The sequence below is a fragment of the Roseibium sp. AWQ4_290 genome (genome assembly GCF_056160985.1).
Genome location: NZ_JBSWYG010000023.1, coordinates 20,377 through 43,769 on the forward strand (window position 1 = coordinate 20,377; position 23,393 = coordinate 43,769).

The 23,393-nt window shown below is 62.1% G+C and carries 21 protein-coding genes; 13 read left to right on the forward strand and 8 right to left on the reverse strand.

Features of this window, described 5'->3' with window-relative positions; all coding sequences use genetic code 11:
- Nucleotides 1-53: 53 nt before the first annotated feature.
- On the reverse strand, nucleotides 54-473 hold the full coding sequence (locus ACXAH0_RS20795; protein ID WP_475176676.1) for a hypothetical protein: 420 nt from the start codon (nucleotides 471-473) through the stop codon (nucleotides 54-56).
- A gap of 360 nt (nucleotides 474-833) precedes the next feature.
- On the opposite strand from ACXAH0_RS20795, the gene ACXAH0_RS20800 reads away from it, so the two are divergent.
- The 7 genes from ACXAH0_RS20800 to cobM all read left to right on the forward strand — a co-directional run bounded on the left by ACXAH0_RS20800 (nucleotide 834) and on the right by cobM (nucleotide 8,188).
- Nucleotides 834-1,085 (forward strand): DUF6732 family protein, encoded by a 252-nt coding sequence (locus tag ACXAH0_RS20800; protein WP_475194785.1) that lies wholly within the window; start codon nucleotides 834-836, stop codon nucleotides 1,083-1,085.
- A complete protein-coding gene (locus tag ACXAH0_RS20805; protein WP_475194787.1) occupies nucleotides 1,082-2,218 on the forward strand; it encodes a sirohydrochlorin chelatase in 1,137 nt (378 codons plus the stop codon). Before ACXAH0_RS20800 ends, ACXAH0_RS20805 begins: the two co-directional genes overlap by 4 nt.
- A gap of 12 nt (nucleotides 2,219-2,230) precedes the next feature.
- Nucleotides 2,231-2,887, forward strand: coding sequence for a precorrin-8X methylmutase (locus ACXAH0_RS20810; protein WP_475176662.1), 657 nt, complete (start codon nucleotides 2,231-2,233; stop codon nucleotides 2,885-2,887).
- A 288-nt stretch (nucleotides 2,888-3,175) separates the two neighbouring features.
- A complete protein-coding gene (cbiE, locus tag ACXAH0_RS20815; protein ID WP_475194790.1) occupies nucleotides 3,176-4,372 on the forward strand; it encodes a precorrin-6y C5,15-methyltransferase (decarboxylating) subunit CbiE in 1,197 nt (398 codons plus the stop codon).
- Complete coding sequence (gene cobI / locus ACXAH0_RS20820) at nucleotides 4,372-5,097, forward strand: precorrin-2 C(20)-methyltransferase (RefSeq protein ID WP_475194796.1); 726 nt, start codon at nucleotides 4,372-4,374, stop codon at nucleotides 5,095-5,097. The genes cbiE and cobI overlap by 1 nt, the downstream gene beginning before the upstream one ends.
- Nucleotides 5,067-7,421 (forward strand): precorrin-3B C(17)-methyltransferase, encoded by a 2,355-nt coding sequence (cobJ, locus tag ACXAH0_RS20825; RefSeq protein WP_475194797.1) that lies wholly within the window; start codon nucleotides 5,067-5,069, stop codon nucleotides 7,419-7,421. The genes cobI and cobJ overlap by 31 nt, the downstream gene beginning before the upstream one ends.
- Nucleotides 7,418-8,188 (forward strand): precorrin-4 C(11)-methyltransferase, encoded by a 771-nt coding sequence (gene cobM, locus ACXAH0_RS20830; RefSeq protein WP_475176643.1) that lies wholly within the window; start codon nucleotides 7,418-7,420, stop codon nucleotides 8,186-8,188. Before cobJ ends, cobM begins: the two co-directional genes overlap by 4 nt.
- A 49-nt stretch (nucleotides 8,189-8,237) precedes the next feature.
- Here the strand turns inward: cobM and ACXAH0_RS20835 are convergent, their stop codons facing one another.
- The 3 genes from ACXAH0_RS20835 to ACXAH0_RS20845 all read right to left on the reverse strand — a co-directional run bounded on the left by ACXAH0_RS20835 (nucleotide 8,238) and on the right by ACXAH0_RS20845 (nucleotide 11,029).
- Nucleotides 8,238-9,584 (reverse strand): metallophosphoesterase family protein, encoded by a 1,347-nt coding sequence (locus ACXAH0_RS20835; RefSeq protein WP_475194800.1) that lies wholly within the window; start codon nucleotides 9,582-9,584, stop codon nucleotides 8,238-8,240.
- A 540-nt stretch (nucleotides 9,585-10,124) separates the two neighbouring features.
- Nucleotides 10,125-10,763 carry a LysR substrate-binding domain-containing protein gene (locus ACXAH0_RS20840; RefSeq protein ID WP_475194863.1) on the reverse strand — a complete coding sequence of 213 codons (639 nt, stop codon included), beginning with the start codon at nucleotides 10,761-10,763 and terminating at the stop codon, nucleotides 10,125-10,127.
- Nucleotides 10,697-11,029: a LysR family transcriptional regulator gene (locus ACXAH0_RS20845; protein ID WP_475194865.1), complete on the reverse strand. Its 333-nt coding sequence runs from the start codon at nucleotides 11,027-11,029 to the stop codon at nucleotides 10,697-10,699. The genes ACXAH0_RS20840 and ACXAH0_RS20845 overlap by 67 nt, the downstream gene beginning before the upstream one ends.
- A 144-nt stretch (nucleotides 11,030-11,173) precedes the next feature.
- Here ACXAH0_RS20845 and ACXAH0_RS20850 point away from each other — a divergent pair, with 144 nt between their 5' ends.
- Both ACXAH0_RS20850 and ACXAH0_RS20855 read left to right on the forward strand, forming a co-directional pair.
- Entirely contained in the window at nucleotides 11,174-12,157 is a 984-nt protein-coding gene (locus ACXAH0_RS20850) for a fatty acid desaturase (protein WP_475194801.1), read from the forward strand.
- A complete protein-coding gene (locus ACXAH0_RS20855) occupies nucleotides 12,154-13,014 on the forward strand; it encodes a sugar phosphate isomerase/epimerase family protein (protein WP_475194804.1) in 861 nt (286 codons plus the stop codon). Before ACXAH0_RS20850 ends, ACXAH0_RS20855 begins: the two co-directional genes overlap by 4 nt.
- Nucleotides 13,015-13,052: 38 nt before the next feature.
- Here ACXAH0_RS20855 and bchE read toward each other — a convergent pair whose 3' ends face one another.
- The 3 genes from bchE to cobA form a co-directional block, all read right to left on the reverse strand.
- On the reverse strand, nucleotides 13,053-14,615 hold the full coding sequence (bchE, locus tag ACXAH0_RS20860; protein ID WP_475194805.1) for a magnesium-protoporphyrin IX monomethyl ester anaerobic oxidative cyclase: 1,563 nt from the start codon (nucleotides 14,613-14,615) through the stop codon (nucleotides 13,053-13,055).
- A 100-nt stretch (nucleotides 14,616-14,715) separates the two neighbouring features.
- Nucleotides 14,716-16,032 carry a cobyrinate a,c-diamide synthase gene (locus ACXAH0_RS20865; protein WP_475194808.1) on the reverse strand — a complete coding sequence of 439 codons (1,317 nt, stop codon included), beginning with the start codon at nucleotides 16,030-16,032 and terminating at the stop codon, nucleotides 14,716-14,718.
- A 10-nt stretch (nucleotides 16,033-16,042) separates the two neighbouring features.
- The gene (gene cobA / locus ACXAH0_RS20870) at nucleotides 16,043-16,921 is read right to left on the reverse strand and encodes a uroporphyrinogen-III C-methyltransferase (RefSeq protein ID WP_475194810.1); all 879 of its coding nucleotides are present in this window, start codon (nucleotides 16,919-16,921) and stop codon (nucleotides 16,043-16,045) included.
- 157 nt (nucleotides 16,922-17,078) lie between these two features.
- Between cobA and ACXAH0_RS20875 the strand changes: the two genes are divergently transcribed.
- Nucleotides 17,079-18,179 (forward strand): cobalt-precorrin-5B (C(1))-methyltransferase, encoded by a 1,101-nt coding sequence (locus tag ACXAH0_RS20875; protein WP_475194813.1) that lies wholly within the window; start codon nucleotides 17,079-17,081, stop codon nucleotides 18,177-18,179.
- On the forward strand, nucleotides 18,166-18,924 hold the full coding sequence (locus tag ACXAH0_RS20880) for a cobalt-precorrin-6A reductase (RefSeq protein ID WP_475194814.1): 759 nt from the start codon (nucleotides 18,166-18,168) through the stop codon (nucleotides 18,922-18,924). Before ACXAH0_RS20875 ends, ACXAH0_RS20880 begins: the two co-directional genes overlap by 14 nt.
- A gap of 14 nt (nucleotides 18,925-18,938) precedes the next feature.
- Here ACXAH0_RS20880 and ACXAH0_RS20885 read toward each other — a convergent pair whose 3' ends face one another.
- Entirely contained in the window at nucleotides 18,939-19,736 is a 798-nt protein-coding gene (locus ACXAH0_RS20885) for a WecB/TagA/CpsF family glycosyltransferase (protein WP_475194816.1), read from the reverse strand.
- Nucleotides 19,737-20,062: 326 nt separating this feature from the next.
- Here ACXAH0_RS20885 and ACXAH0_RS20890 point away from each other — a divergent pair, with 326 nt between their 5' ends.
- Together ACXAH0_RS20890 and ACXAH0_RS20895 are read left to right on the forward strand one after the other, a co-directional pair.
- The gene (locus ACXAH0_RS20890) at nucleotides 20,063-22,174 is read left to right on the forward strand and encodes a GumC family protein (protein WP_475194819.1); all 2,112 of its coding nucleotides are present in this window, start codon (nucleotides 20,063-20,065) and stop codon (nucleotides 22,172-22,174) included.
- Entirely contained in the window at nucleotides 22,152-23,393 is a 1,242-nt protein-coding gene (locus ACXAH0_RS20895) for a UDP-phosphate alpha N-acetylglucosaminyltransferase (protein WP_475194821.1), read from the forward strand. Before ACXAH0_RS20890 ends, ACXAH0_RS20895 begins: the two co-directional genes overlap by 23 nt.

Consider the following 23,393-nt stretch of genomic DNA (forward strand, 5'->3'; position numbering starts at 1 on the left):
ATCAAACCGGTCCAGCTCAACTCGTTTGGGATCTTGGAATGCGAACGGAGATGTCAGCTTCCATGAGGCGGCGCGCGCGCGCCAAGCGGCCCAAGGCCGACCGGCATCCAGGCGGTCTCTTGCCAGACCGGGACCGGTTGGGGAGATGGCGGGGGAAAAGCAGGTTCCGGCACCGTTTCGGCAGCCAGGACCGCGCCGATCCCGGCAAAGACGCAGGGCGTATGCGTACGGTCCTGATCGTCCTGCGGACCGGCCGGGGCCGGTCTCTCCCGGCCCTCTGCGTCCAGCGTGACGGTTCTGATGCCATCTGCGGTGCACAGCGTCACTGTGAAGCCGCCATCCGCCGTTTTGCCGGGCATATAGCCCTGTGGCATCAGGGCGGTCAGCACAAATGGGATCAGCAGCAGCGCGATAGCTACCGCCCTGACATTCACCCGCCTCACGCCTTGAAATCTGTGCCGGAAACGCTGCACGCGCCAGCTGCTCCTCAAACCCTCTGAACTTCTGCTTGTGTCAATATCCCAGTCTCTGCGGAAAAACAATCTCCCGGGCCGCCTTCGGCCAGGCAGATGTTGAGCGTGGCGCAAGGACGCCGCATTCGCGCTTGATCCGCCGCATCCCCTCCCCTAGATTGCCGCAACCTGACGGCGTCCCTTGAGGGACTGAAAGCGATTCCGGATGCGGTTGACCCAACCAGGGGACCAAGGCCGGAGCTGTTGACGGCATCTTCTGACGGACCGGGCAACCGGACCGCCTTTTGTGTGTTTGCTTTCATCTTCTCCGTTGCGCCGTTACCATTGTGCCTTCACCGGCATCTGCCATCGGGAGAGACCATGCCCCACCGGATTATTCTTGCCGGCCTGTTTGCCGCCGCCTTGCCCGCCAGCGCCTTTGCCCATGGGGGCCATCTGGGCGAGCTGGCTGGACATTCCCATTGGATCGGCGCAGCCGCACTCGCCGCAGCCGCGCTCGTGGCCGGTCTTGTTGCCTGGAAAGACCACAAGAAAAAAGCTTCAGAAGACGCGACGCAAACGGACAAAGACGCTGAAGGGGACCGCAACGCAGAGCCCGAGGCCGCCCAATGAGCGAGAAACTTGGCCTGATGATCTGCGGCCATGGCAGCCGTAACAAGGGCGCGGTGAAGCAATTCGCCCAGCTGGCGGAAGGCCTGACCGCCCGGTTTCCGGACTGGCCCGTCGAATACGGCTATCTGGAATTTGCCAATCCGGTGATCCATGACGGCCTCAACAAGCTGCGCGAACAGGGCTGCACCCATGTGCTGGCAGTCCCCGGCATGCTGTTCGCAGCCGGTCATGCCAAGAATGACATCCCCTCCGTCTTGAACACCTATCAGGCCATGCATCCGGAGATGAAGATCTCCTATGGACGTGAGCTGGCTGTTGACACCCGTATGGTCAAGGCGGCGGCCGCGCGCATTCAGGAGGCCATCGACGCAGCTGGCACCGAGGTGCCCCTGCACGAGACCCTGCTTATGGTGGTCGGGCGCGGCGCGTCGGACCCCGATGCCAATTCCAATGTCACTAAGATTACCCGCCTGTTGTGGGAAGGCTTCGGCTTCGGCTGGGCGGAGACCTGCTATTCCGGCGTGACCTTTCCGCTGGTGGGTCCGGGCCTCGAACATGCGGCCCGGCTTGGCTACAAGCGCATCATCGTCTTCCCCTATTTTCTGTTCACCGGTGTTCTGGTGCAGCGGATCTACAACACGGCGGATGAGGTCGCGGCCCGGCACCCGGAGATCGAATTCCTGAAGGCAGGGTATCTGAACGACCATCCGCAGGTGCTCGACACCATGGCCGACCGGGTGCAGGAAATCCTGCAAGGCGCCAACCTGATGAATTGCCAGATGTGCAAATACCGGGAGCAGGTGTTGGGATTTGAAGCCGAGGTCGGACTGGCCCAGGAAAGCCACCACCACCATGTGGAAGGCCTGGGGGCGGAAGCCGAATGCAAGCTGTGCGACGAATTGTGCACCGGCGCCTGCGAAAAGCAGGTGCAGGCTGGCGGCCACCACCATCATGATCATAGCCATCCCCATGACCACAGTCACGATCATGGGCACAGTCATGGCCATGGTCAGGGGCACAGCCATGGCCACGGGCAATCCCATGATCACAGCCATGACCATGGCCATCACCACCATCCCTACCCGCATGCAGATCACCCGCACGGACCGAAATCCATGAAGCGGCCAGGTTAGGAGCCGCAAAACGTGAACGACCGGCAGCCTTCCCCTTATGCCTATGAAAAGGATCCAGCGGAAATCTACCGCCAGTCCTTTGCGATTGTACGGGCCGAAGCCGATCTGACCGGCCTGCCGGAGGCCTTGGCCCCTGTGGCCGTCCGGCTGATCCATGCCTGCGGCATGACGGATCTGCCCCGGGACCTGGCCTGGTCGGGGACGGTTCTGGACGCAGCCCGGAAGGCCTTTGCCCGCCGGGCTCCGGTGTTATGCGATGTGGAAATGGTGGCCCATGGCATCATCCGCTCCCGCCTGCCAGAAGGCAGCCAGGTGATCTGCACGCTGAATGATGACCGCGTGCCGGATCTTGCCCGGCAGCTGGGCACGACCCGCTCTGCCGCTGCAACCCATTTGTGGCAGGATCATCTGGAAGGTGCCATCGTTGCGATCGGCAATGCCCCGACCACCTTGTTTCAGCTGCTGGAGACCCTTGCACAGGGCGGCCCAAGGCCTGCCCTCGTACTCGGCTTTCCAGTCGGTTTTGTCGGCGCGGCAGAATCCAAACAGGCGCTGATTGAAAATGAGCTGACCCTGCCGTATCTGGCCCTCAAAGGCCGCCGCGGCGGCTCTGCCCTTGCAGCAGCAGCCGTCAACGGGCTGGCGGCAGGCTTGCCGGAGGAACGCTGACATGGCTCCAGATCGGGATAAAGACAAGGGCAATAGCAACGCAGCCGCTGCCAGGGGGCGAAAGATCGGGACCGGCAGCGGACCGGCTCTGCGCTCCCGCGGGTTCCTGGCCCATCCTGGCGGTCCCGCCACAGGAGGGGAGAACCGGCCGTCCTCTGCACCCGGCGATAGCCAGACGCCTCCAGCTTCCAGATCCAGAGGCACGCGCTCTGTGGCTCCCTCATCGGATGGCAAGCCTGAGGCCCTGTCTGAGCCCAAACCCGTCAAACCCTACAGGCTGGACAGCGCATGACCGCGCCCTGGCTCACATTGATCGGCATTGGCGAGGATGGCGGCCTGTCAGGCGGCGCGCATGCGGCCCTGGAGCGGGCCCGGATCGTTTATGGCGGCGCGAGGCATCTGGAGCTGGCCGGTCCGCTCGCGGCCGAAAAAAGACCCTGGCCATCACCCTTTGCCGCAGTCTTTGAGGAGCTTCGGAACCTGAAGAACCAGCCGGTTGCGCTCCTGTGTTCGGGCGACCCCATGTGGTACGGCATGGGGTCTTCGCTTTTGAAGCATGTTTCCGCCGGGGAGTTAGCGGTGCTGCCGTCCCCTTCCGCCTTTCAACTGGCCGCCGCGCGCATGGGCTGGGCCCTGCAGGACTGCGACTGCCTGTCGGTCCACGGGCGCCCGCTGGATCTGCTGCGCGCTGCGCTTTACCCCGGCGCCCGGCTGCTGGTTCTGACCAGCGGTGCAGAAACCGCGCGACTGGCGGCCGGTCTTCTGAACGAAGAAGGCTATGGCCGCACCCGGATGACGGCTCTGGAACATCTCGGCGGTGAGCGGGAACAGCACCTGAGCGGCACCGCCGACAGCTGGGAAGTCGAGACCGCCGCACTCAACACGCTTGCACTTGACATTGCCGCCGATCCGGGCACGCAGGTCCGGCCCCGCACGCCCGGACTGCCGGACGAGGCCTTCCGCCATGACGGCAAGATGACGAAACAGGATGTAAGGGCCATCACCCTTGCGGAACTGAAACCCTATCCAGGCGCCCTCCTGTGGGATATCGGTGCGGGCTGCGGCTCGGTCGCCATTGAATGGCTGCGCGCCGCCAGCCGTACCCGGGCAATCGGCCTGGAACCGGTGGCCGCCCGCCGGGAAATGGCGGCGGACAATGCCGTGGCCCTTGGGGTGCCCCAGCTTGAACTGATCGATGCAGTTGCCCCGGAGGGGCTTGCGGGACTTCCGAAACCTGACGCCGTCTTTATCGGCGGCGGCTTAACCACCCCCGCATTGGTCGAGACCACCTTGAAGGCGCTTTCCCCCGGCGGCCGGCTGGTGGCCAATGCGGTGACCCTGGAAAGCGAAGCGGTTCTTCTGGCGGCCTATCAGCACCATGGTGGCAGTTTGAAAAAGCTGGCCGTTCACCGGGCCAGTGCGGTGGGAGGCCTGACCGGCTGGCGGCCACACATGCCCGTGACACAATGGAGCCTGATACGCTGATGAGCGGCATTCTTTACGGAATTGGCCTTGGTCCGGGAGATCCGGAGCTGATGACCTTGAAAGCGCATCGGCTGATTGCCAGCGCCCAGGTCATCGCCTATCCGGCGCCTGACAGCGGCCCCAGCTTCGCCCGGTCCATTGCGGCCGGTGTCATTCCCGATGGGGCCCGCGAGATCCCGATTGTCGTGCCCATGCGCGTTGACCGTTTTCCCGCGCAGGAAATTTATACCAAAGCCGCGGAGGAAATCGCCGCCGTTCTGGAAACTGGTGCGGATGTGGTGACCTTGTGTGAAGGCGATCCGTTCTTCTATGGCTCCTTCATGTATCTTTTTGAGCGCCTGTCCGGGCGGTTCCAGGTGGAGATCGTGCCGGGCGTAACCTCGCTCACCGCCTGCGCCGCACAGCTTCAGCGCCCGCTGACCGCACGCAAGGATGTGCTGACCGTCCTGCCCGGCCCATTGCCGGATGACGAGCTGGCCCGGCGGATCGAGGCCTCCCAGGCGGTTGCGATCATGAAGGTCGGCCGCCATCTGCTCCGCCTGAAGGCCCTTTTGGAGCGGATGGGCCTGCTGGATCAGGCCGGCTATGTGGAGCGCGCCAGTTTACCTGAGCAAAAAGTCTCCCGCCTCATTGACCTTAAGGCAGAAACAGCCCCCTATTTTTCCATGATCCTTCTTTACAAGGGAGACGAAGCGTGGACGCTTCCCCCATCCTTTTTGTCCTGAACCAGGCGGGCCTCGACACAGCCGAGGATGTCGCCAAACGGTTTTCGACCGCCCGCATTCACGGCCTGGCGGGCCGGGTGCCGACGGCGGACACCCAGTTCAACGAAACCATCGAGCACCTGCAGCTGCTCTTCAAGGCCGGGCATCCGATTGTCGGCTTTTGCGCCAGCGGCATTCTGATCCGGGCGCTGGCGCCGATCCTGTCGGACAAACATACCGAGCCGCCGGTGATTGCAGTGTCGGAGGACGGCTCCAGCATCGTGCCGCTTCTGGGCGGCCATCGCGGTGCCAATGAACTGGCCCGGATCCTGGCCCGGGCCCTTGGCGGCCATGCGGCGGTCACCACCGCCGGAGACACCAAGCTCGGGATTGCCCTTGACGTCCCCCCCAAGGGCTGGCGGCTGGCCAACCCGGAAGACGCCAAGCCGGTGATGGCGGAGCTTTTGTCCGGTGCCGAGGTGCGCCTGGAAGGGCGCGCCGACTGGCTGAACGATGCAAAGCTGCCGCTTGCGGACGACGCTGCCCTCTCCCTGGTGGCCAGTGAAAAGCCGGAGGCCAGCGGGCCCACCCGCCTTGTCTACCACCCGCAGAAATTTGCGGTCGGTGTGGGCTGCGCCCGCCATTGCGACCCGCGGGAACTGATCGATCTGGTGGAAACGCAGCTGGAAGACGCCGGAATAGCAACAGGCGCCATAGCCTGTATCGCCACCATCGACCTGAAGGCCGACGAGGCAGCGGTGACGGAGCTGGCCGCCCATCTCGACGTGCCCTTGCGCGTTTTTTCCGCCGAGGAGCTGCAGCGCGAGACACCGCGCCTCAAGAACCCATCCAATGTGGTCTATGCGGAAGTCGGCTGCCATGGCGTTTCTGAAGGTGCCTCGCTGGCCGCCGCTGGTGCGTTCAGCGCGCTGGTGGTGGAAAAACAGAAGACCGAGCATGCCACCTGTGCCATCACCCGTGCACCCCAACCCTTCGATCCGCACAAGGTGGGCCGGGCCAGAGGCCATCTGGCGGTGATCGGTATTGGTCCGGGCAAGGATGACTGGCGCACCCCGGAGGCCACCCGGCTTCTGTCCGAGGCCTCCGATGTGGTTGGCTATTCGCTCTATCTGGATCTGGTCAAGGACCATATCACCGGCAAGGCCCATCATAATTTCCCTCTGGGCGCGGAAGAGGACCGGGTGCGCTTTGCCCTGGAAGAAGCGGGCAAGGGCAAGACTGTTGCTCTGATTTCCTCCGGCGACGCGGGCATTTATGCCATGGGTGCCCTGGTCTATGAGCTGCTGCACAGAAATGAGGAATTTGGCGGTGTGTCGGATGCGGCAAAACGGGTGCAGGTCACCAATGCGCCGGGCATTTCCGCGCTTCAGGCCTGCTCCGCCCGCATCGGGGCCCCGCTCGGGCACGATTTCTGCGCCATTTCCCTGTCCGACCTGCTTACCCCCTGGGAGGCGATTGAAGCCCGGCTTCACGCGGCCGCAGAAGGGGATTTCGTGATCGCCTTTTACAATCCGGTCTCCAAGCGCCGCAGGACCCAGCTGGCCGCTGCCAGGGAGATCCTGCTGAAGCACCGGCCGGAGACAACACCGGTAGTGCTGGGCATCAATCTGGGCCGCCCGGACGAGACCTTGCGCGTGACCACCCTCAAAGCCCTTTCGGTGGATGATGTGGACATGCTGACCACCGTTCTGGTGGGCTCGTCCAACACACGGGCGATCATGAAGGGGGATGGCAGCATCTTCGTCTACACGCCGCGCGGCTATGCCAAGCGGATCGATGCCCTGAGACCAGTGTTTCATGCCGCTGACCCGGCTCCGGCCGCCCCAGACTTTCCACAAACCCCAGAGCCTTCAGTCACAGACAGTCCGGTACCATCCGCGCCGCCTCTGCCGCCAGCCGGGAGTTTGCCGGAGCCTGAAACGCTGCCCGGCAGCCCTGCCGAAAAGGCGCCGGAGACAGGCCTGCCCCCGCTGCCCGATGCGCCTTTCGACGCCAAGTCCACTTCGGTTGCAGATGCGGAGGCCGATGCCCTGTACGAGACGCAGCCGGACCCGGCTCCCCAAAAGCACGCCAATCCTCTGTTTGAGGCGCTGCGCGAACGTGTGCCTGAGCTCCTGCCGGACCCGACCCCTTCGGTGCCGGACCCCCAATCCGACATGCAGGCGGGCATGCTGCTGGAATCCCTGCTGGAGCCCCTGCCCCGCACCGCAGACCAAACGCCCCCGGCAGAAGGACCGCCGGAGCCATCTGCCCCCCGGAGCGCGGAAGTGTCCGGCCAGTCCCCGTCAAACCGTCCCACTCCAGAGACAGATAAAAATTCATGACCGTTCATTTTATCGGCGCCGGGCCCGGCGACCCGGACCTCATCACCGTGCGCGGTCTGAAGCTGATCCAGTCCTGCCCCGTTTGCCTTTATGCGGGCTCGCTGGTGCCGGAGCAGATCGTAGCGGCCGCTCCGGCAGGGGCCCGGGTAATCGACACCGCGCCGATGACCCTGGACGACATCATCGCGGAGATCAGCGCAGCGCATGACAACGGGCAGGATGTTGCACGGGTCCATTCCGGCGACCCTTCCATCTACGGGGCAACGGCGGAACAGATGCGCCGGTTGGACGCGCTTGGCATTGCCTACGACATCACTCCGGGCGTGCCCGCCTTTGCGGCGGCGGCAGCGGCCCTCAAGACCGAGCTGACCATTCCCGAAGTTGCCCAGACGGTGATTGTCACCCGCACGGCCATGCAATCTTCCGCCATGCCCAACCGGGAGGATCTCGACACGCTTGGCCGGAGCGGCGCCACCCTGGCCATCCACCTGTCGATCCGCAATCTGCGGGAGATCGAGCGCCAGCTCACTCCCCATTACGGTCCGGACTGTCCGGTGATCGTGGCCTACCGGGTGGGCTGGCCGGATGAAGCGTTCATCCACGGCACGCTGTCAACAATCGCGGGTCAGGTGCGCACCTCCAAGATCACCCGTACCGCCCTCATCTTCGTCGGCCACGCCCTGACCCCCGGCAGCTTCCGCGACAGTGCGCTTTATGACGCCAACCATGTGCATGTGCTGCGGCCGAAAAAGGCGGGGGATGGGTGAGGCCAGCTCTGAAGCCATAGCGCAATTGCGGTCCCAATTTGCTGCGGCCTCAGACAAGGCCGAAAGAGACGGCAAGCACGCCCTCAAACCGTGTGTCCGAATCGGCCGCGCCGCACTGCCCCACGCAAAGATGCTTCGGCCAGATCACCCGTTCAAGGCCATGAGGCGACAGACCATGGAAGCCGGTCCAGGCTCCGGGTCCCGAAGGGCGCCACAAGAGACCGCCCGGCCCCATGCCGCCATGAAGCAGAATGTCCAGATCAAACGCTTCATCATCGTGCAGACAAGGCCCCAGCCACTGATGAGGGCTGCGACCCCGCTCTGGCTGTAATACAAGTGTCAGCTGCCGTTGCCGCCCGGTGAGACCGATCCAAAGCGGGCGGGACCCGTCGTCCTCAACGGCCGCCAGAAGTGTCTGTCTTGCGCTGCTTCCCTCGATACGGCCCTGAAGACGCACCTGTGTTACCAGATCGCTGCCGGTGCGCCCGCCCCAGGGACAGGACTGCATGCCCTGCTGCAACGGTGACAAAGCCTCAGGTTCGTCCGGAGGCCAGCACAACTGCTCGCGGAGCTGGCCGTCTTCATCCAGGACCTGATACCGCAGCCCGTTCTGATCGACCGCCATCTGAACACAGTGAAGATATTCAACACCGTCCGGCATTCGGTGCGCGGTGCCCGCACCGGCGCTGGTGATTTGCAAGACACCCTTATGGCACTGGACATCAAAGGCCAGGATATGGCTGCAAAGATAGGCAGTCACACCATTGCCGGTCAGGATCTGCCAGAACTTTCCGGCATATTCCGGGCCTATATTGCGCTGATAAGGGCCACCATAGCCGTTCACAGTGAAGGCGGGATGGTGGCCAACCACAAATTTCCAGCGCGCATCCGCGTGGGTTTTCAAGGTTCCTGCCAGCCAGTCCAGCTCCAGATGCCCTTCCCCGCCCAAACCGCTCCAGAGCGTGTTCACAAACACCATCACCACATCACCCCGGCGAATGACATAGGAGAGACCATCTTGTCCCTCAGGACCGTTGCGCGGAAGGTGCGCCATGACTGCGGCGAACACACGCTCGCTCATCTTGTCATAGACCGTATGGTTGCCGGTCGTATGGTAATGCGGAATACCAGACTGGCTCAGCCAGGCCATTTCCACATCGAAAAAATAGGCCCATTGCTGCCGAAGTTCCGCTTCTCCGGGCACCAGACCAATGATTTCGTCCCCCGGAAAGACAACCCATTCCGGCGCTGGGTCCAACCGCTGCACGACCGCATTCACCCTGGCCAGCTTTTGCGCATGAAGCGCTTCCGCAATACCGGAGCAGCTGTCCCCGTAAAAAACAAACTGATGCCCCTCCCCCTCCGGGGTCAGGGCCTTTATTTTGCTGTCCGCCATCGCCTCCCCGCTTTCCGCCTTTGACCAGACCACCGAATGCGGCTGGGTGTCTGTCTAGTGTCGTGGAATTGAAATACGCCCGATTTGTGCAGCGCGCGCCGTCGCGTATTTCGATTCCGAAAACCACATTAGAAACATAGACTTGCTAGTCACCTTCTTGAATCTGAAGTTCGTTCGGGTCGTGCCGGGAAATGTGACGAACTTGAGATTCAGGTGACTAGCAGATCCTAGGCCTGCCCCAATAGATCCACCAGCACAAGAACAAAGGATTGGAAAGCCCTGAGCTTTCGTCGTAGCTGGCTCTCCGCAATCTCACATTGCAACAACCCCAGCAAAAAGAGCGCCTATCAAAATTTAAAAACATTTCAAAAATTATTATTATTATTAAATAACATATTACTCTCTATATATTTTAATATCTTATTTATAACAAATATCACTATATTATATTGAAAATTATTTTAATATATATACGAGATACTTCAAGGAAAACTTCGCAGCAGTGCCGTAAACCTACCAGTTGAAAAAGCAAATCCTCCCTTACCCCGCCACCTCCTCCCGCAGCCAATCGGCAAAGGCGGCGGCCGGGGCCGTCAGACCCGCGGAGGGGCCGGTGAGCCAGTAGGCGGCGCGGGCGGGATGCTCAAGGCCGAAAGGACGGACGAGACGGCCCGCGCGCAGGGCGTTGCCGCAGGTGACACCGTCGCCAAGACAAAGGCCAAGGCCGGCTTCCGCGGCCGCATACATGGCCAGCAGGCCGGTAAAGAGCGCTCCACCCGTGGCCAGATCCGGCGTAAGTCCAGCCGGTTTCAAGCCTGCCTGTGTGCCTCTCTCCGGCCCGGGGTCCGACACCTCCCCATGTGCTTCCAGCCAAAGCTGCCAGTCGCGCGGCGTGTTCAGATGGAGGAGCGGCAGCGACGGGAACCCGGAGAGGGTGAGCGGACCATTCCGGCTCAAAAACCCGGGGCTGCAGACCGGAAAGAAAGACACGTCCTGAAGATGGTCCGCCCCCTCCGGCGGCTGATCGGTGAACACTATGCCAAGATCGCACTCGGGCAGCTTTTCCCCGGCTGCAACACTGCGCAGCTTCAAGGACACTTCCGGATAACCGCTCAGGAAACCGGACAGGCGCGAAGCCAGCCATGTCGCCGCAAACCCTGAACTGACAGCGATATCCAGGCTGCCCCGGGCCTGGTCCCGGCCGCGATGGGCTGCCGCAACACAGCAAGGGCAGGCCGAATGGCCTCCACATAGCGCCGGGCCTCTCCGGTCAGCACTACGCCGCGCCCCTTCGCCCGGGTCAGTTGGAAACCCAGCCGGGTTTCCAGCGCCTTCAGCTTGTGGCTGACCGCGCTTTGGCTGAGTTTCACCTCCCTGGCCGCCTCCCGCACAGAGCCGGTGCGGGCAAGAGCGTCCAGAACGGTAAGCGCAGAAAGAGAAGGCATATTCATGCATGAATTGCAGCATTAAGCGCCGGAAATATCAATAGACCTGCAAAAACCTAATCGGTACGATTTTCTGCGTATGAGGCGCTCCAGCACCATCTGCCGGAGGCCTCATGAAGAGATATCTGGCTGAGAGGGCCTTTTATGGACGCGCAATTTTCCCGCCGCAAATTGCTGGAGCCTGCCGAGCTTCACGCGCTCAACAAACGCTCGGACCTGCGCGGCTGGGCCCAGATGCTCAGCCATATCGGCGCCATTGCCGCTATTGGCGCCCTCCATGCCGCTGCCATGGGCACCTATTGGGTGCTGGTGACCGGCTTCTGCCTCGGTGTGCTGTTGAACTTCCTTTATGCTGCCCAGCATGAACTCTCCCATGGCACGGTGTTCACCGCCCGCCGGGTGAATGAGATCTGGGGCCGGATCATCGGCTTTTTGATGCTGTTTCCCCGGGATTTCGACCAGGTGATGCACTTTGCCCATCACAAATGGACCCAGGACTGGGAGCGGGACGGCGAGCTGGTGCGCGAACCCTATACGCTGGGCACCTATCTGCTTTGGGTCAGCGGGATCACCTATTGGCGCAACCGGGTGGTGGGGCTGCTCCGCCGGGCACGGGGCATCATCGCCGAACCTTATATCCGAGCCGATGAAGAGGACCGGATCATCCGCGAAAGCCGCATTCACCTGGCGCTCTACGTCCTGATCATCGCCGGATCTGTGCTGCTCGGCAGCTGGGCCTTTGCCACCTTCTGGCTGCTGCCCATGCTTTTGACCAAACCGGTGCATCAGCTGCAAAACACGATCGAGCATCTTGGCCTCAGCCATGAGGACAATATTCTGGAAAACACCCGCAGCACCCGCGCCAACGGCTTTGTCCGCTGGCTGTGCTGGCAAATGCCCTATCACACCGCCCATCACACCTTTCCCTCCGTGCCGTTCTGGAAGCTGAAACAGCTGAACGACAAGATCGAGACCAAGATCGGCGGCGAGGTCTGGCGCATGGGCTGGATCGAGTTCCAGATCGAGGTGATCAAGAAACTCAGCCAGAAAGAGGAAAGCGCCTATCCGATGAACGAGGTCTGGGTTGTTCCGGTCAATGGCCGCCAGATGCGGATTGCCGCCGAATGAGCCGGTCGCTTGACGTCTACACGTCCCTTTGGGCCCTGCAGCCCCATGACCCGAGCGGAGTGAAGCTGCCCTTCGAACAGGTGATCGAGAAGGTGAAAGAGGCCGGCTATGCCGGCATGGCGCTGGATTTCGGCGCGACCCCGCAGGAGGATATCAAGCGCATTCAGCCCATGATGGCCCGGGCCGGGCTGACACCGTTTCTGGTGGACTTTCCCAAAACAGTTGAGGGCCTGCGCCCGACGCTGAAACTGGCCAGCGACTTCGGCGCCCCCTTTGTGGTGGTGATCGGCCAGGTCATGCCGCTCAGTGTGGACGCCATGATCCCGGTGATCCGCGCCTGGATCGACATATCGAAACAGGAAGGCATGCCGATCCTGTTTGAGACCCACCGCGACTGCATCACCAATGACCTTTTTGCCACCCTGCTTCTTCTGGATGCGGTTCCCGAAATGCGGCTCTGTGCGGACTTGTCCCACTATGTCACGGCCAGGGAAATGGCCTGCCCCCTGCGTCCCCGCGATGCGGCGCACATGAGCCGCATCCTGGAGCGCTCCGACAGTTTTCAGGGCCGGGTGGCCAGCCGCAGCCAGATCCAGCTGCAGCTGGACTTTCCGCAGAACCAGAAATGGGTGGAGATGTTCAAGGGGTGGTGGCGCGAGGGTCTGGCCGGGTGGCAGGCCCGCAACACGGACGGCACCTGCATCTTCTTATGCGAACTTGGCCCGCCCGACTATGCCATGACCGGCCCGGACGGACGCGAACTGTCCAACCGCTGGGACGAAGCCCTTCAGATCAAAACCTGGGTGGAAGATATCTGGCAGGATCTCTTGAAGGTAGACCTTGCAGAAGACCTCTAAAGCAAATCGCGTTTCATCCGTCTGGTCTCCCGGCTTTCTTAACCGGCCCCGGGGCCAGATGCGGTTTCTGGCTCGGTTCCCGGAGCCAGCCCGGGTGCGGAACCAAGGCGCTGCGGGCGTGCCAGGGCGTTTTCGTCTTCCAGATTGTCGCCCCAGAAACCAGCAACGCTTGGCCCATCCTTCACCCTCTTGTCCTTGAAGAGAAATCCGAACACCTCATGGAACCACACCCGCTTGCCCATCTGGTAGTACCAGGCCTGACCGTGGCGCAGCTTCCTGTCTTTCAAGGTGAAGAGCCGCCACAGAGCCCTGGGGCGGGACTGGACGATAAACTCGATTGCCTTCACCCATAAAAACACCCGCCAGGGCGGCACATGGCGGGTCGCCAGGACCTGGTGTTTGTAATCCCATTTGCGCTGGTCAAGCTGGATCACCTGCCGGTGGCTGATCTCGGCAAACAGCGGTGTCCAGCGGTGCGGCGTGACATAGAGCGACTGGATCTGATCCGGGTCATACACCAGGAGAAGACGCAGCACCCGCCAATAATCCCGGTCCCGTTCCTCCTCAAAGCCAACCACCCAGGTGGCCATGGACAGCATGCCATGGCGCCGCATCAGCCGGATTGCCTCGCGGTCGGTGCTGGTGGCGCCACCCTTGCGCACCTTTTTCAAAACGGCCTCATCTGTGTGTTCCATGCCCATCAGGAACCGTTCGACACCTGCTTTCTTGTAAAGGTGAAGATGATCCCGGTCCCGGACGATATCGTCGGCCCGGGTGGACCCGACCAATGACACATCGATGTTTTCCGCTATCAGAGCCTCCAGGAACCGGCGCCACATCTTTTTTGAAGACGTCGGGTTTTCATCGGCAAAATTGAAGACTTCGACCCCATGCTTCCGGTGCAGCCAGGCAATCTCACCGGCAAAACGTTCCGGATTGCGGTGTCGCCATTGGGTCCAGAAGCCGCGCTGGCCGCAATAGGTGCACGGATGCGGACACCCCCGGGAGAACTGCACCACCACGGCGCGCTTTCCGCCCCAATAGGAATAGTCGGCAAAATCGATCAGCTCCCAGGCGATCCGGTAGGCATCCAGATCCCGGATCACCGGCTGTGGTGCAGTTGAGGTAACTTTGCCCTCCTTCCGGAACGCAAGGCCGCGCACCCCGCTGAGAGGCTGCCCCGTTGCGAAGGCCTGAACAAGCTGGCGGCAGGTTTCCTCTCCTTCCCCCCGGACAATGATGTCGAATTGCGGCGCGTCCTTTAGAACCTCGCGCCAATGGTAGGTGGGAAAGACACCGCCATAGATCACCGTCAGCCCAGGGCAGAGCGCCTTGGCCTCACAGGCGATCTTAGCGGCAGTCGGATGGGCCGAGGTTGATCCGGAGTGGCCGATCAGCAAAAGATCACAGCCGCTCTCCGCAATGTTCCGGGCAATCTGGTCCGGGGAAAGCGGACCGAACTCGGCATCAAGCAGGCGAACCTTGTGCCCGTCATCCAGAAGCGGCCCTGCAATCGACAACAACCCTAGAGGCGGCAGATGATCATCCGGAATCCGGCTGCCGATGGCCGTGTGCGGCGGGTTGACGATCAGAATATCCATGGGCTTCCTTTCCGGGCGTGGGACCACGGCAAGAAAGCCTGCCCGGCTTGCAGAAACTCAGGAGAGCCTGTGCGGAACGGGCTGAGTTCGGTTTGAAATCTTAAGGGTGCCTGGAAATCACATGGGCAAAGGAGCCCATTACGGAGCCGGACTTCAGGCCCATATCGGGCAAGGCTGTGCCTGCTGCGTCCTGTGCCGCAAACAGCCGCTCTGCCGTGCCTTCCGACTGGATCGAGGCATAGTGGAACTCATGGGCTGCCAGCGCGCCCTGCCAGGGATGCCCGTCAAGCGGTGTGAGCCTGCGATAGCCCAGATGCCGTTTGCGGGCTGCAAACGAGGTTTCCAGCGGCAACAGGCCCAGCATCCGGTGACGGAGGCCCTTGGCATCGGTGAGGCCGGTGCCAAGGGTCATATAGCCGCCGCACTCCCCGTAGATCAGCGTGCCGGAAGCGGCCGCCTTTTCCATACCAGATCGAAAACGCTCCGCCGCTGCAATCCGGCCCGCATGAAGCTCCGGATAGCCGCCGGGCAAAAAAACCGCGTCGGCGCTGGGTCCGGGCGTTTCATTTGCCAGGGGGGAAAAGAAGCTCAGTTCGGCCCCCTGGGCTTGCCAGAAAGACAGGAGATGAGGATAGGAAAACGCAAAGGCGGTGTCCTGTGCAATGGCAATTCGCTGTCCCGGCGGCTGCGGCAGATCAATGGAACGCCCGCCAGCCTCCTCAAGGGGGGCTGCGGCGGCACTCAAGGCCGCCAGATCAAGATGCTGTGCACAGAGCGCCGCGGCCTGGTCCAGAAAGGCCTCCAGATCCGCATGTTCGCCGGCCTGAACAAGTCCCAGATGGCGCTCTGGCAGGATCAGCTCGTCTGACCGGGGCAGAGCGCCGAAAATGTCAACTCCGCCGGGGGCCAGTGCGGCGCGCAGCATGGCCTCGTGACGGGCACTGCCAACCCTGTTGAGGATCACGCCTGCCAGATGGATATCGGGGCGAAAGCTTTGAAAGCCATGAACCAGCGCGGCTATGGACTGGGCCTGACGCGCGCAATCCACCACCAGAATCACGGGCAGCGCCAAGCAGGCAGCCAGATCAGCGGCAGATCCGCGCCCGTTCGCCGCGCCATCAAACAGACCCATGGCCCCTTCCACCAGCAACAGCTCCGCCCCTGTCCCATGGGCGCACGCAAGCCCTTTCAATGTGCCCGTCCCCATGGCCCAGGCATCAAGATTGAAACAGGCCTTGCCGCTGGCCGCCCGGTGAAAGCCGGGATCGATATAGTCAGGACCGGATTTGGCCGAGACGACGGACCGGCCTGCATTGCGGAACGCCCGCAGCAGAGCCAGGGTGACGGTGGTCTTGCCCGAGCCGGAGGATGGGGCTGCAACAAGAAGCCCCTTTGCAGGACCAGCGATCTGATCCATCGGCAGGAGCCTATCCGGCATCGGCTGACCGCTGCCCGCGCGGATGGCCCAAATGCAGGCCCAGCGGGTCACTCACCAGCACCTTGCCGGAGAGCGCGCCCAGCCAGTCGAGCCCGGCGCGCAGGCGCACCACCTCACCGACACAGACAATCGCCGGAGGTTTGAGGCTGGAAGCTGCCGCGTCGGCCGCGCAGCGTCCAAGCGTGGTCTCCAGCACCTGCTGGCCCTCCAAAGACGCATTGCACACAATGCCCACAGGCTCGTCCACAGACCGTCCACCGGCTATGAGTTTGCCGGCTATGTTTTCAAGATGCTTCATCGCCATATACATGACGATCACCGGCGAGCCCTTGGCAATGCCTTCCCAATTGACCGCATCGGGCGTCAGGCCGGTCTGGTCATGGCCGGTCAGGAAAGTAACCGCCTGATTGCAGTCCCGGTGGGTGGCCGGAATGCCCGCATAGGCCAGCCCGCCAATGCCCGCCGTGATGCCCGGTATGATGCGGAAGGGAATTCTGGCCTCCACCAGCCCAAGCGCCTCTTCCCCGCCCCGGCCGAACACAAACGGATCGCCGCCTTTAAGCCGCAAAACCCGTTTGCCCGCACGGGCCGTCTCAATCAGCTTCAAAGTGATATCGCGCTGTTTCGGGCTGGGTTTGCCGCCACGCTTGCCCGCATAATCGGCAACCGCCCCGGGCTTCATCCAGTCCAGAATGCTGCGGTCGACCAGCGCATCATAGACCACCACATCCGCCTGGCGCAGGCCGTTGAGGGCATGCAGGGTCAAAAGGCCCGGATCTCCCGGCCCGGCGCCTGCAAGCCAGACCCAGCCGGGCTCAAACACCGGAAGGCTTCTTGGCATTGCAGTCACATGATGCGGTTCGTCCATGAAACCTGTTTATCCGGCAATCCTTCGCCCGCCAAGCCGGTCCGTGCTGGAAAAGAGAAGGAATACGACACCGCCGCGGTACCGCCGTTCCCCTTTTGCCATGGGACACCGGCAAAGAGGCCGCGCACAGGGTGGGAACATCGGCTATAGAGGGATCATGTCATCACCGGAGCCTAAAGACCTCAGACGTGGCTGGACGACCGGGGCCTGCGCGACTGCAGCTGCCAAGGCCGCCTATTACGCGCTTTTGAGCGGCCGCTTTCCCGATCCGGTGACCATTGCCCTGCCCAAGGGCGGCGAGACGGATTTTGCCCTCACCCGGCACGCCTTGCTGTCAAAGGACAGCGCCAGCGCCACCATCACCAAGGATGCGGGCGATGATCCGGATGTGACCCACGGGGCGCTGATCACAGCCACCGTGCGCCTGCTGGCACCCGGCACCGGGGTCCGGTTCTCGGCAGGGGACGGGGTCGGCATGGTGACCCGGCCCGGCCTGCCCATCCCGCCTGGGGAACCGGCCATCAACCCGGTGCCGCGCCAGATGATGGCTGAGGCCATTGCCGGGGCCGCTACAGCCTATGGAGCGCCGGGGGATGTGGAGATTGAAATCTCCATCGACGGCGGAGCGGAGCTGGCTCAAAAAACCATGAACCCGCGTCTCGGCATCGTCGGCGGCCTGTCGGTTCTGGGCACAACCGGCATTGTGCGCCCCTTTTCCTGTGCCGCCTGGATCGCCTCCATTCACCGGGGCATTGATGTCGCCCGGGCGGGTGGTCTCTCCCATGTGGTTGGCGCCACGGGGGCGTCTTCGGAAGAGGCGGTGCGCAAACGGTATCAGCTGGATGAGGCGGCCTATCTTGACATGGGCGACTTCGCGGGCGGGCTGTTGAAGTATCTGCGCCACCACCCCGTGGACCGGCTGACCCTGTCCGGCGGCTTCGCCAAATTCTCCAAGCTGGCGCAAGGCGCCCTCGATCTTCATTCGGCCCGCAGCTCGGTCGACTTCAGCTTTCTTCAGGAGCTGCTGGAGGAGGCAGGCGCATCCGAAGCCCTGATCAAACAAGCTGCGGCGGCCAACACCGCCAAGGAAGTGCTCGACACCTCGCTTGCGGACGGGCTGGACCTGAGCACGCTGCTGGCCCGGCGCACAAAACAGGCGGTCCGCCACATCCTGAAAGACGCGCCGGTGGCGCTTGAGGTTCTGGTCACGGACCGGACCGGCATGGTTCTGGGGGAAAGCGGCTTTGACAACACCTGACCACCTTTTGCTGCTGGCCGGAACCTTTGAAGCACGCCAGCTTGCCGAAAGGCTCAAGCAAGCCTTTCCCGGTCTCCGGATCACGGTGTCCTTTGCCGGAGCGGTCAAGGATCTGCCCGCGCTTGACCTGCCCACCCGGGTTGGAGGATTTGGCGGGGTTGAAGGGCTCTGCGCGTATCTGCGGGCAGAACAGGTCACGCTGGTAATCGATGCCACCCATCCCTTCGCAGCGCAAATGAGCCGCAATGCCACGAAAGCCTGCCAGCAACTGGCTCAGCCGCTGATCCGCCTGGACCGCCCGCCCTGGCCGGTGCAAGACGGCGACCAATGGATCGAGGTGGAGACGATGGCGGCTGCGGCCTCCGCCCTGCCCGCCGGGGCGAAGGCCTTTCTCGGGATTGGCCGGAAGGAAATCGGCCAGTTCACCCAGCGCACGGATCTTTCTGCGCTTGTGCGGATGATCGAACCGCCTTCAGTGCCCCTGCCGGCCCGTTGGGATCTGGTTCTGGCCCGGCCGCCGCGTTCCGCACAGGACGAATGTGCCCTCTTCAGGCACCATGGCATCACCCATGTGGTCACCAAGAACAGCGGCGGTACAAGGGCCTATGCAAAGATAGATGCCGCCCGCATGCTGAATGTTCCGGTGATCATGATCAACCGCCCTCAACTGCCTGAAACCAGGACCGTTTCAAGCCTTCAGGACATGTTGGCGCAGGTTGAAAAGGAGCTTGCCAGAAACGCCTGATCCGGGCGGGACTGTCAGGGCTGTTTGCGCTTCAAAGTCCACAAAGCGAACAGGAAGCGGGGAATACCGATGACATAGCGGCGGAACAGACGGCGCGGTTCCAGCAGAAACCGGAACAACCACTCCAGGCCGACGGCCTGTACGGCACGGGGTGCCCGAATCACCGATCCTGACAGGAAATCAAACAGAGCGCCGACGCCGACCGCGACGGTCGCGTTCAGGTGTTCACGATTCTGGACAATGAAATTTTCCTGCCGGGGATTGCCCATGCCGACAAGCAGAAGGTCCGCCCCGGTGCTGTTGATGCCCTCGCAAATGGCCACACTGTCAGCCAGATCGAAGTAACCGTTCCGGCATCCGACAACCTTGTGCTGGGGGTACGTCTCGACGATATGGCGTTTGGCCTGTGTCACCCGGTCTTCGCTTGCGCCCAGCAGATAGATACGGAGCGGCGTTCCAACTTCTGCAAGAAGGGTCGGGATCAGATCCGTGCCATTCAGGTTTTCCGGAAAGCAAGTCCCGTTCAGATAGTGACTTGCAATGTTCACTCCGACCCCATCATTCAAAAGGGTCATCTTTTGTAGTGTTTTGGCAAACTGCGGATCATACAGTGCGGTCAACGTCGTGTGCGCGTTGCAGATGGCAATATCCAGCCGTTGATGCATCAAGATCGCGGACCTTATCAGCTGAACGGCCTGAGAGCTTGTCAGCCGCGAAATCGCCAGCGGCCCGATAGTCGTGGTATCCGCCCGGACAGGAAGATTGACATCCACCTTATTCATTATCGGAAAGCCATAGTTTACTGAACGCATTCTTCATTTCTTACTTCGCCAACGACCAAATGTTTCTTAGTGGAAATAAACTTAATTTGGCTTAACGTGGTCATACGCCCCTCGTTTATCGTGAATATTTCGTTTCGTCATCATCTAAAATTTTTTCTGAAGTAAACTTTTAAGATGTTCTATCTGCGATTTGCATCCAAGAACGATCTTTGCGATGCGTTAATCATGTTTGTTTACCCTCAGGGACCGGTGCGCGGCGGTGCAACAGGCCCCCGCCCGGCACAGGCAGAACGCATGGCCTAACAACCAGCTCCAACCGGGGCGCTTGACGGCCCCCAAGTCAGAACGATGGCGGAATGATCGAACTTTCAGAGATACCGGCAATCCTGCGGCGTCATACCGTGTGGCTGATCGTGTCTCCCCTGGTCTTCGCCGCTCTTGCCCTAGGATATGCGGTTCTGAAAACCCCCGTCTATCAGACGACCACACAGCTTCTGATCCAGCCTGACGGGGTCCAGATTCTCGGCACGGACCCGACCCAGCTCCAGGGTGACCAGAGCCTGAAGGGGATGGATCTCGACAGCCAGATCTTCGTCATCCTGTCCGCAGGTGTCCTGAACGAAGTCGCCAACACGCTCCAGCTCGACGACAATGCATCCTTCCAGCGGCCCGGTCTGCGCCAGCGTCTGACCGGACTGCTCACGGGCGGGCTTGCCGGCGGGGGGCGCTCCTCAAACGACGCCCGCAATGCCACACTGGAAGCCCTGCGGGAGATCCTTCAGGTCTACCGGCTGGACCGGTCCTTTGTTTTTGCGATCACGGTCAGCCATCCCGATCCGCAGCTGGCCGCTGCCATCGCCAATGAGACGGCCCGCGCCTATATTGATCAGACCCGCAGCAGCCGGAGCGACGCACTGGCGCGGGCCAGCCTGTCTTTAAGCAAACAGGCCGGGCAGCTGCGCGCCCGGGTGGAAACTGCCGAGGCAGCCGCTGAGACCTACAAGGCCCGGCAAGGCCTGATCAGCACCGCTGGCGGCTCGGTGGTCGGCCAGCAGCTGGAAGCCCTCAACACCCAGATCACCACCGCACGGGTCGATCTGGACCGGGTCAAGGCGCTTTACGATCAGATGGCGCCGCTGACCCTGTCGGATGTGGAGGCGGGGTCCGTGCCGCCCGCAACGGGCAATTCGGTTCTCAATTCCCTTAGAGTACAATATGCCCGCGCTGCACAGCAGGAAGCAGAAGCGGCGGCAACCCTGGGCACCAACCATCCTACCTTGCGCGAGCTGCGGTCGCAGCTTGCCAATACCAAACGCGAAATCCAGAGCGAGCTGCAGCGGATCAAACAATCGGTGCGCAGCCAGTATGAGCAGGCCCAGGCCACCGTGAACGCACTGGAACAGCGGTCAAGATCCCTGCAATCGGAAACCACGGCTCAAGGCAAAGCGCTGATTGAACTGCGGCAATTGCAAAGCGAAGCAGATGCGAGCCGGGCGATCTATGAGGCCTTCCTGAAACGCTCCCGGGAGCTGGAGGAACTGCCCGATCTGGACACCAGCACCACCCGCATCCTGTCGGAGGCGCCAGTGCCGGGCGAGGCGAGCGGACCGCGCAAGCTTGTTGTGCTCGGAGCGGCCCTGGTCTTTGGATTTGCCGTTGCCGCGTCCGGTGCCGTTGGGATCACGCTCTTGAAGGGCACGATGGTCACCGAACGGCAACTTGTCACGCGGACCGGAGCCCCGATCCTGGCCAGTCTGACCGCGCCGCCAAAACCCGGCCACTCTTTTAGGGCTTTTCCCAGGCTTGGCTCTCCTGCCCGCCGCGCCCCGGAGCGCGAAACGGCCGTTGCCAGCGCGCGGGTAGCCTATGCGGTCCGCCACGCCCTGGCCGACACAAGGCCTGCGAACATTCTGGCCTTGAGCGTTGGGCGGAGTGGCGCCGGAAAGGGCTTTGTCCGCAGCCTGGCCGAAGAGCTTCACGACATGGGCGAGGATGTTCTTTTTGCCCAAACGGCAACCGGACCAAAAGCCCCACGGCAGGCCAGCCAGGTGCCGCGAAAGGGCAGTCAGCCCGGACAATCAGGACAATCCGGACAATCCGGACAATCCGCGCGCGAGATTTTCTCTCAGATGGCGACCAAATTCTCCGGTCCGGCCGAACGCGTCCAGCAGGATACAGCGGCAACCGGGGAAGGACTGTCCGGCTTTTTGCACGTGGAGCAGATCGACTCGCGGCGCAAATATGCCTCAGGCGGTGATCTGGCCACATCAACCGAAGATATTTTCCTGGTGGATGCAGGCCATATCGACGAAAGCCCGGTTCTGCCCGTGCTGCTGCGCCATTGTGACGGTATTCTTCTGATCACGGCACAGGACGGCACACCGGCCGCCGAGTTTGAACATGCGGCGGCCTTCCTGGAGCCCTGGCACAAGCGGATCATCGGAAATGTTGTCCTCAAGCCTGACTGACCGGCAGGGCGCCCTCCGGGCCGCCGGGGCGCAGGACCTGAACGGATACCGGCTCTGGCTACGGGCCGTTTACGCGGTCGTGCTCGGTGCGGTGATGTTCAATTTCCTGCTCGCCATTGTGAACACCAATGGACTGCGCATCTCCGAAAGCCATGTTATCCTTTTCGAGCTGGCGCTTCTGGGCGGCGCTCTGGTCCTCGCCTTCAGCCGGAACACCCTGGTTCTGGTGCTCGTCTTTCTCTATCTCAGCTATATGGCGCTGATCCTGGCCCTGCGGCCCGAGCTTGATCTGAAGGCCGTTCGCGACTTCCTGATCCCGATCGTGTTTTACCTGATCGGCCGGCAGATCCGCCATATCGAAGAGGCTGACCGGCTGGTCTGGATCTGCGCCGGGCTTGTCCTGAGTGTCGGGCTGTTCGAGTTTTTCTTTCTCGATGTCTATACGCGGGTAGTGAACATCTTCGATTATTATGTTGCCCGCGGCACCTTGAGCGCGGATGCAAATTTTGTCGAAGGCTCGAACCTGTTTGTATCCAGCACCCGGCTTGGCGGCCGGAACTTTTTCGGGTTTTTGGGCGAGGTGCGCGCCTCCTCCGTGTTTCTTGAGCCGGTCACCATGGGCAATTTCGGGGCCTTCCTGTGCCTGTGGGCCCTTTTCCGGTCGGGAATGCGCCGCCGCGCCCTGCTCTTTGCCGCCGCTTTCATTGCCATTGTCCTGCCGGACACCCGTTTTGGCATGTTCGTCTGCGTGGCCCTGATCGGAGCGGCCGCCGCCGGACGGGTTCTGCCCCGGTTGACCTGGTGGAGCCTGCCGGTGCTGATCCTCTTTGGCCTTGCCCTTTATGGCGGCTGGTCCACCCGCATCGGCTGGAGCGATGACTTTTCAGGCCGCTTGCTGCATGCCAGCCAGCTCATTCAGGAGGTCACACCGGAAGCCTTTTTCGGGGTCGATGCCAATGTGCCGTTTCTGGCCGACAATGGCTTCGCCTATGCCCTGGCCCAGGCCGGGGCCATAGGCCTGCTGGGGCTTTGGACGCTCTATATGTTTGCCCCGTATGAGGACCAGCGCGCCATTCAGTTCAAGGCCCTCTCGGCCACCTACATCGCCCTTTTGATGACGATTTCCAATTCGGTGTTTTCCATCAAGATGGCAGCCCTTTTCTGGGTGGCTGCCGGGGCCGCGGATGTAATGCGCCCGGCCAAACCGAAGGACCGCTGA

Coding starts and splice junctions, on each gene's coding strand:
- ACXAH0_RS20800 (WP_475194785.1), top strand. CDS start 834: ATGCCCCACCGGATTATTCTTGCCGGCCTGTTTGCCGCCGCCTTGCCC.
- ACXAH0_RS20805 (WP_475194787.1), top strand. CDS start 1,082: ATGAGCGAGAAACTTGGCCTGATGATCTGCGGCCATGGCAGCCGTAAC.
- cbiE (WP_475194790.1), top strand. CDS start 3,176: ATGACCGCGCCCTGGCTCACATTGATCGGCATTGGCGAGGATGGCGGC.
- cobI (WP_475194796.1), top strand. CDS start 4,372: ATGAGCGGCATTCTTTACGGAATTGGCCTTGGTCCGGGAGATCCGGAG.
- cobM (WP_475176643.1), top strand. CDS start 7,418: ATGACCGTTCATTTTATCGGCGCCGGGCCCGGCGACCCGGACCTCATC.
- ACXAH0_RS20835 (WP_475194800.1), bottom strand. CDS start 9,584: ATGGCGGACAGCAAAATAAAGGCCCTGACCCCGGAGGGGGAGGGGCAT.
- ACXAH0_RS20845 (WP_475194865.1), bottom strand. CDS start 11,029: ATGCCTTCTCTTTCTGCGCTTACCGTTCTGGACGCTCTTGCCCGCACC.
- ACXAH0_RS20850 (WP_475194801.1), top strand. CDS start 11,174: ATGGACGCGCAATTTTCCCGCCGCAAATTGCTGGAGCCTGCCGAGCTT.
- ACXAH0_RS20855 (WP_475194804.1), top strand. CDS start 12,154: ATGAGCCGGTCGCTTGACGTCTACACGTCCCTTTGGGCCCTGCAGCCC.
- bchE (WP_475194805.1), bottom strand. CDS start 14,615: ATGGATATTCTGATCGTCAACCCGCCGCACACGGCCATCGGCAGCCGG.
- ACXAH0_RS20865 (WP_475194808.1), bottom strand. CDS start 16,032: ATGGATCAGATCGCTGGTCCTGCAAAGGGGCTTCTTGTTGCAGCCCCA.
- cobA (WP_475194810.1), bottom strand. CDS start 16,921: ATGGACGAACCGCATCATGTGACTGCAATGCCAAGAAGCCTTCCGGTG.
- ACXAH0_RS20875 (WP_475194813.1), top strand. CDS start 17,079: ATGTCATCACCGGAGCCTAAAGACCTCAGACGTGGCTGGACGACCGGG.
- ACXAH0_RS20885 (WP_475194816.1), bottom strand. CDS start 19,736: ATGCGTTCAGTAAACTATGGCTTTCCGATAATGAATAAGGTGGATGTC.
- ACXAH0_RS20890 (WP_475194819.1), top strand. CDS start 20,063: ATGATCGAACTTTCAGAGATACCGGCAATCCTGCGGCGTCATACCGTG.
- ACXAH0_RS20895 (WP_475194821.1), top strand. CDS start 22,152: ATGTTGTCCTCAAGCCTGACTGACCGGCAGGGCGCCCTCCGGGCCGCC.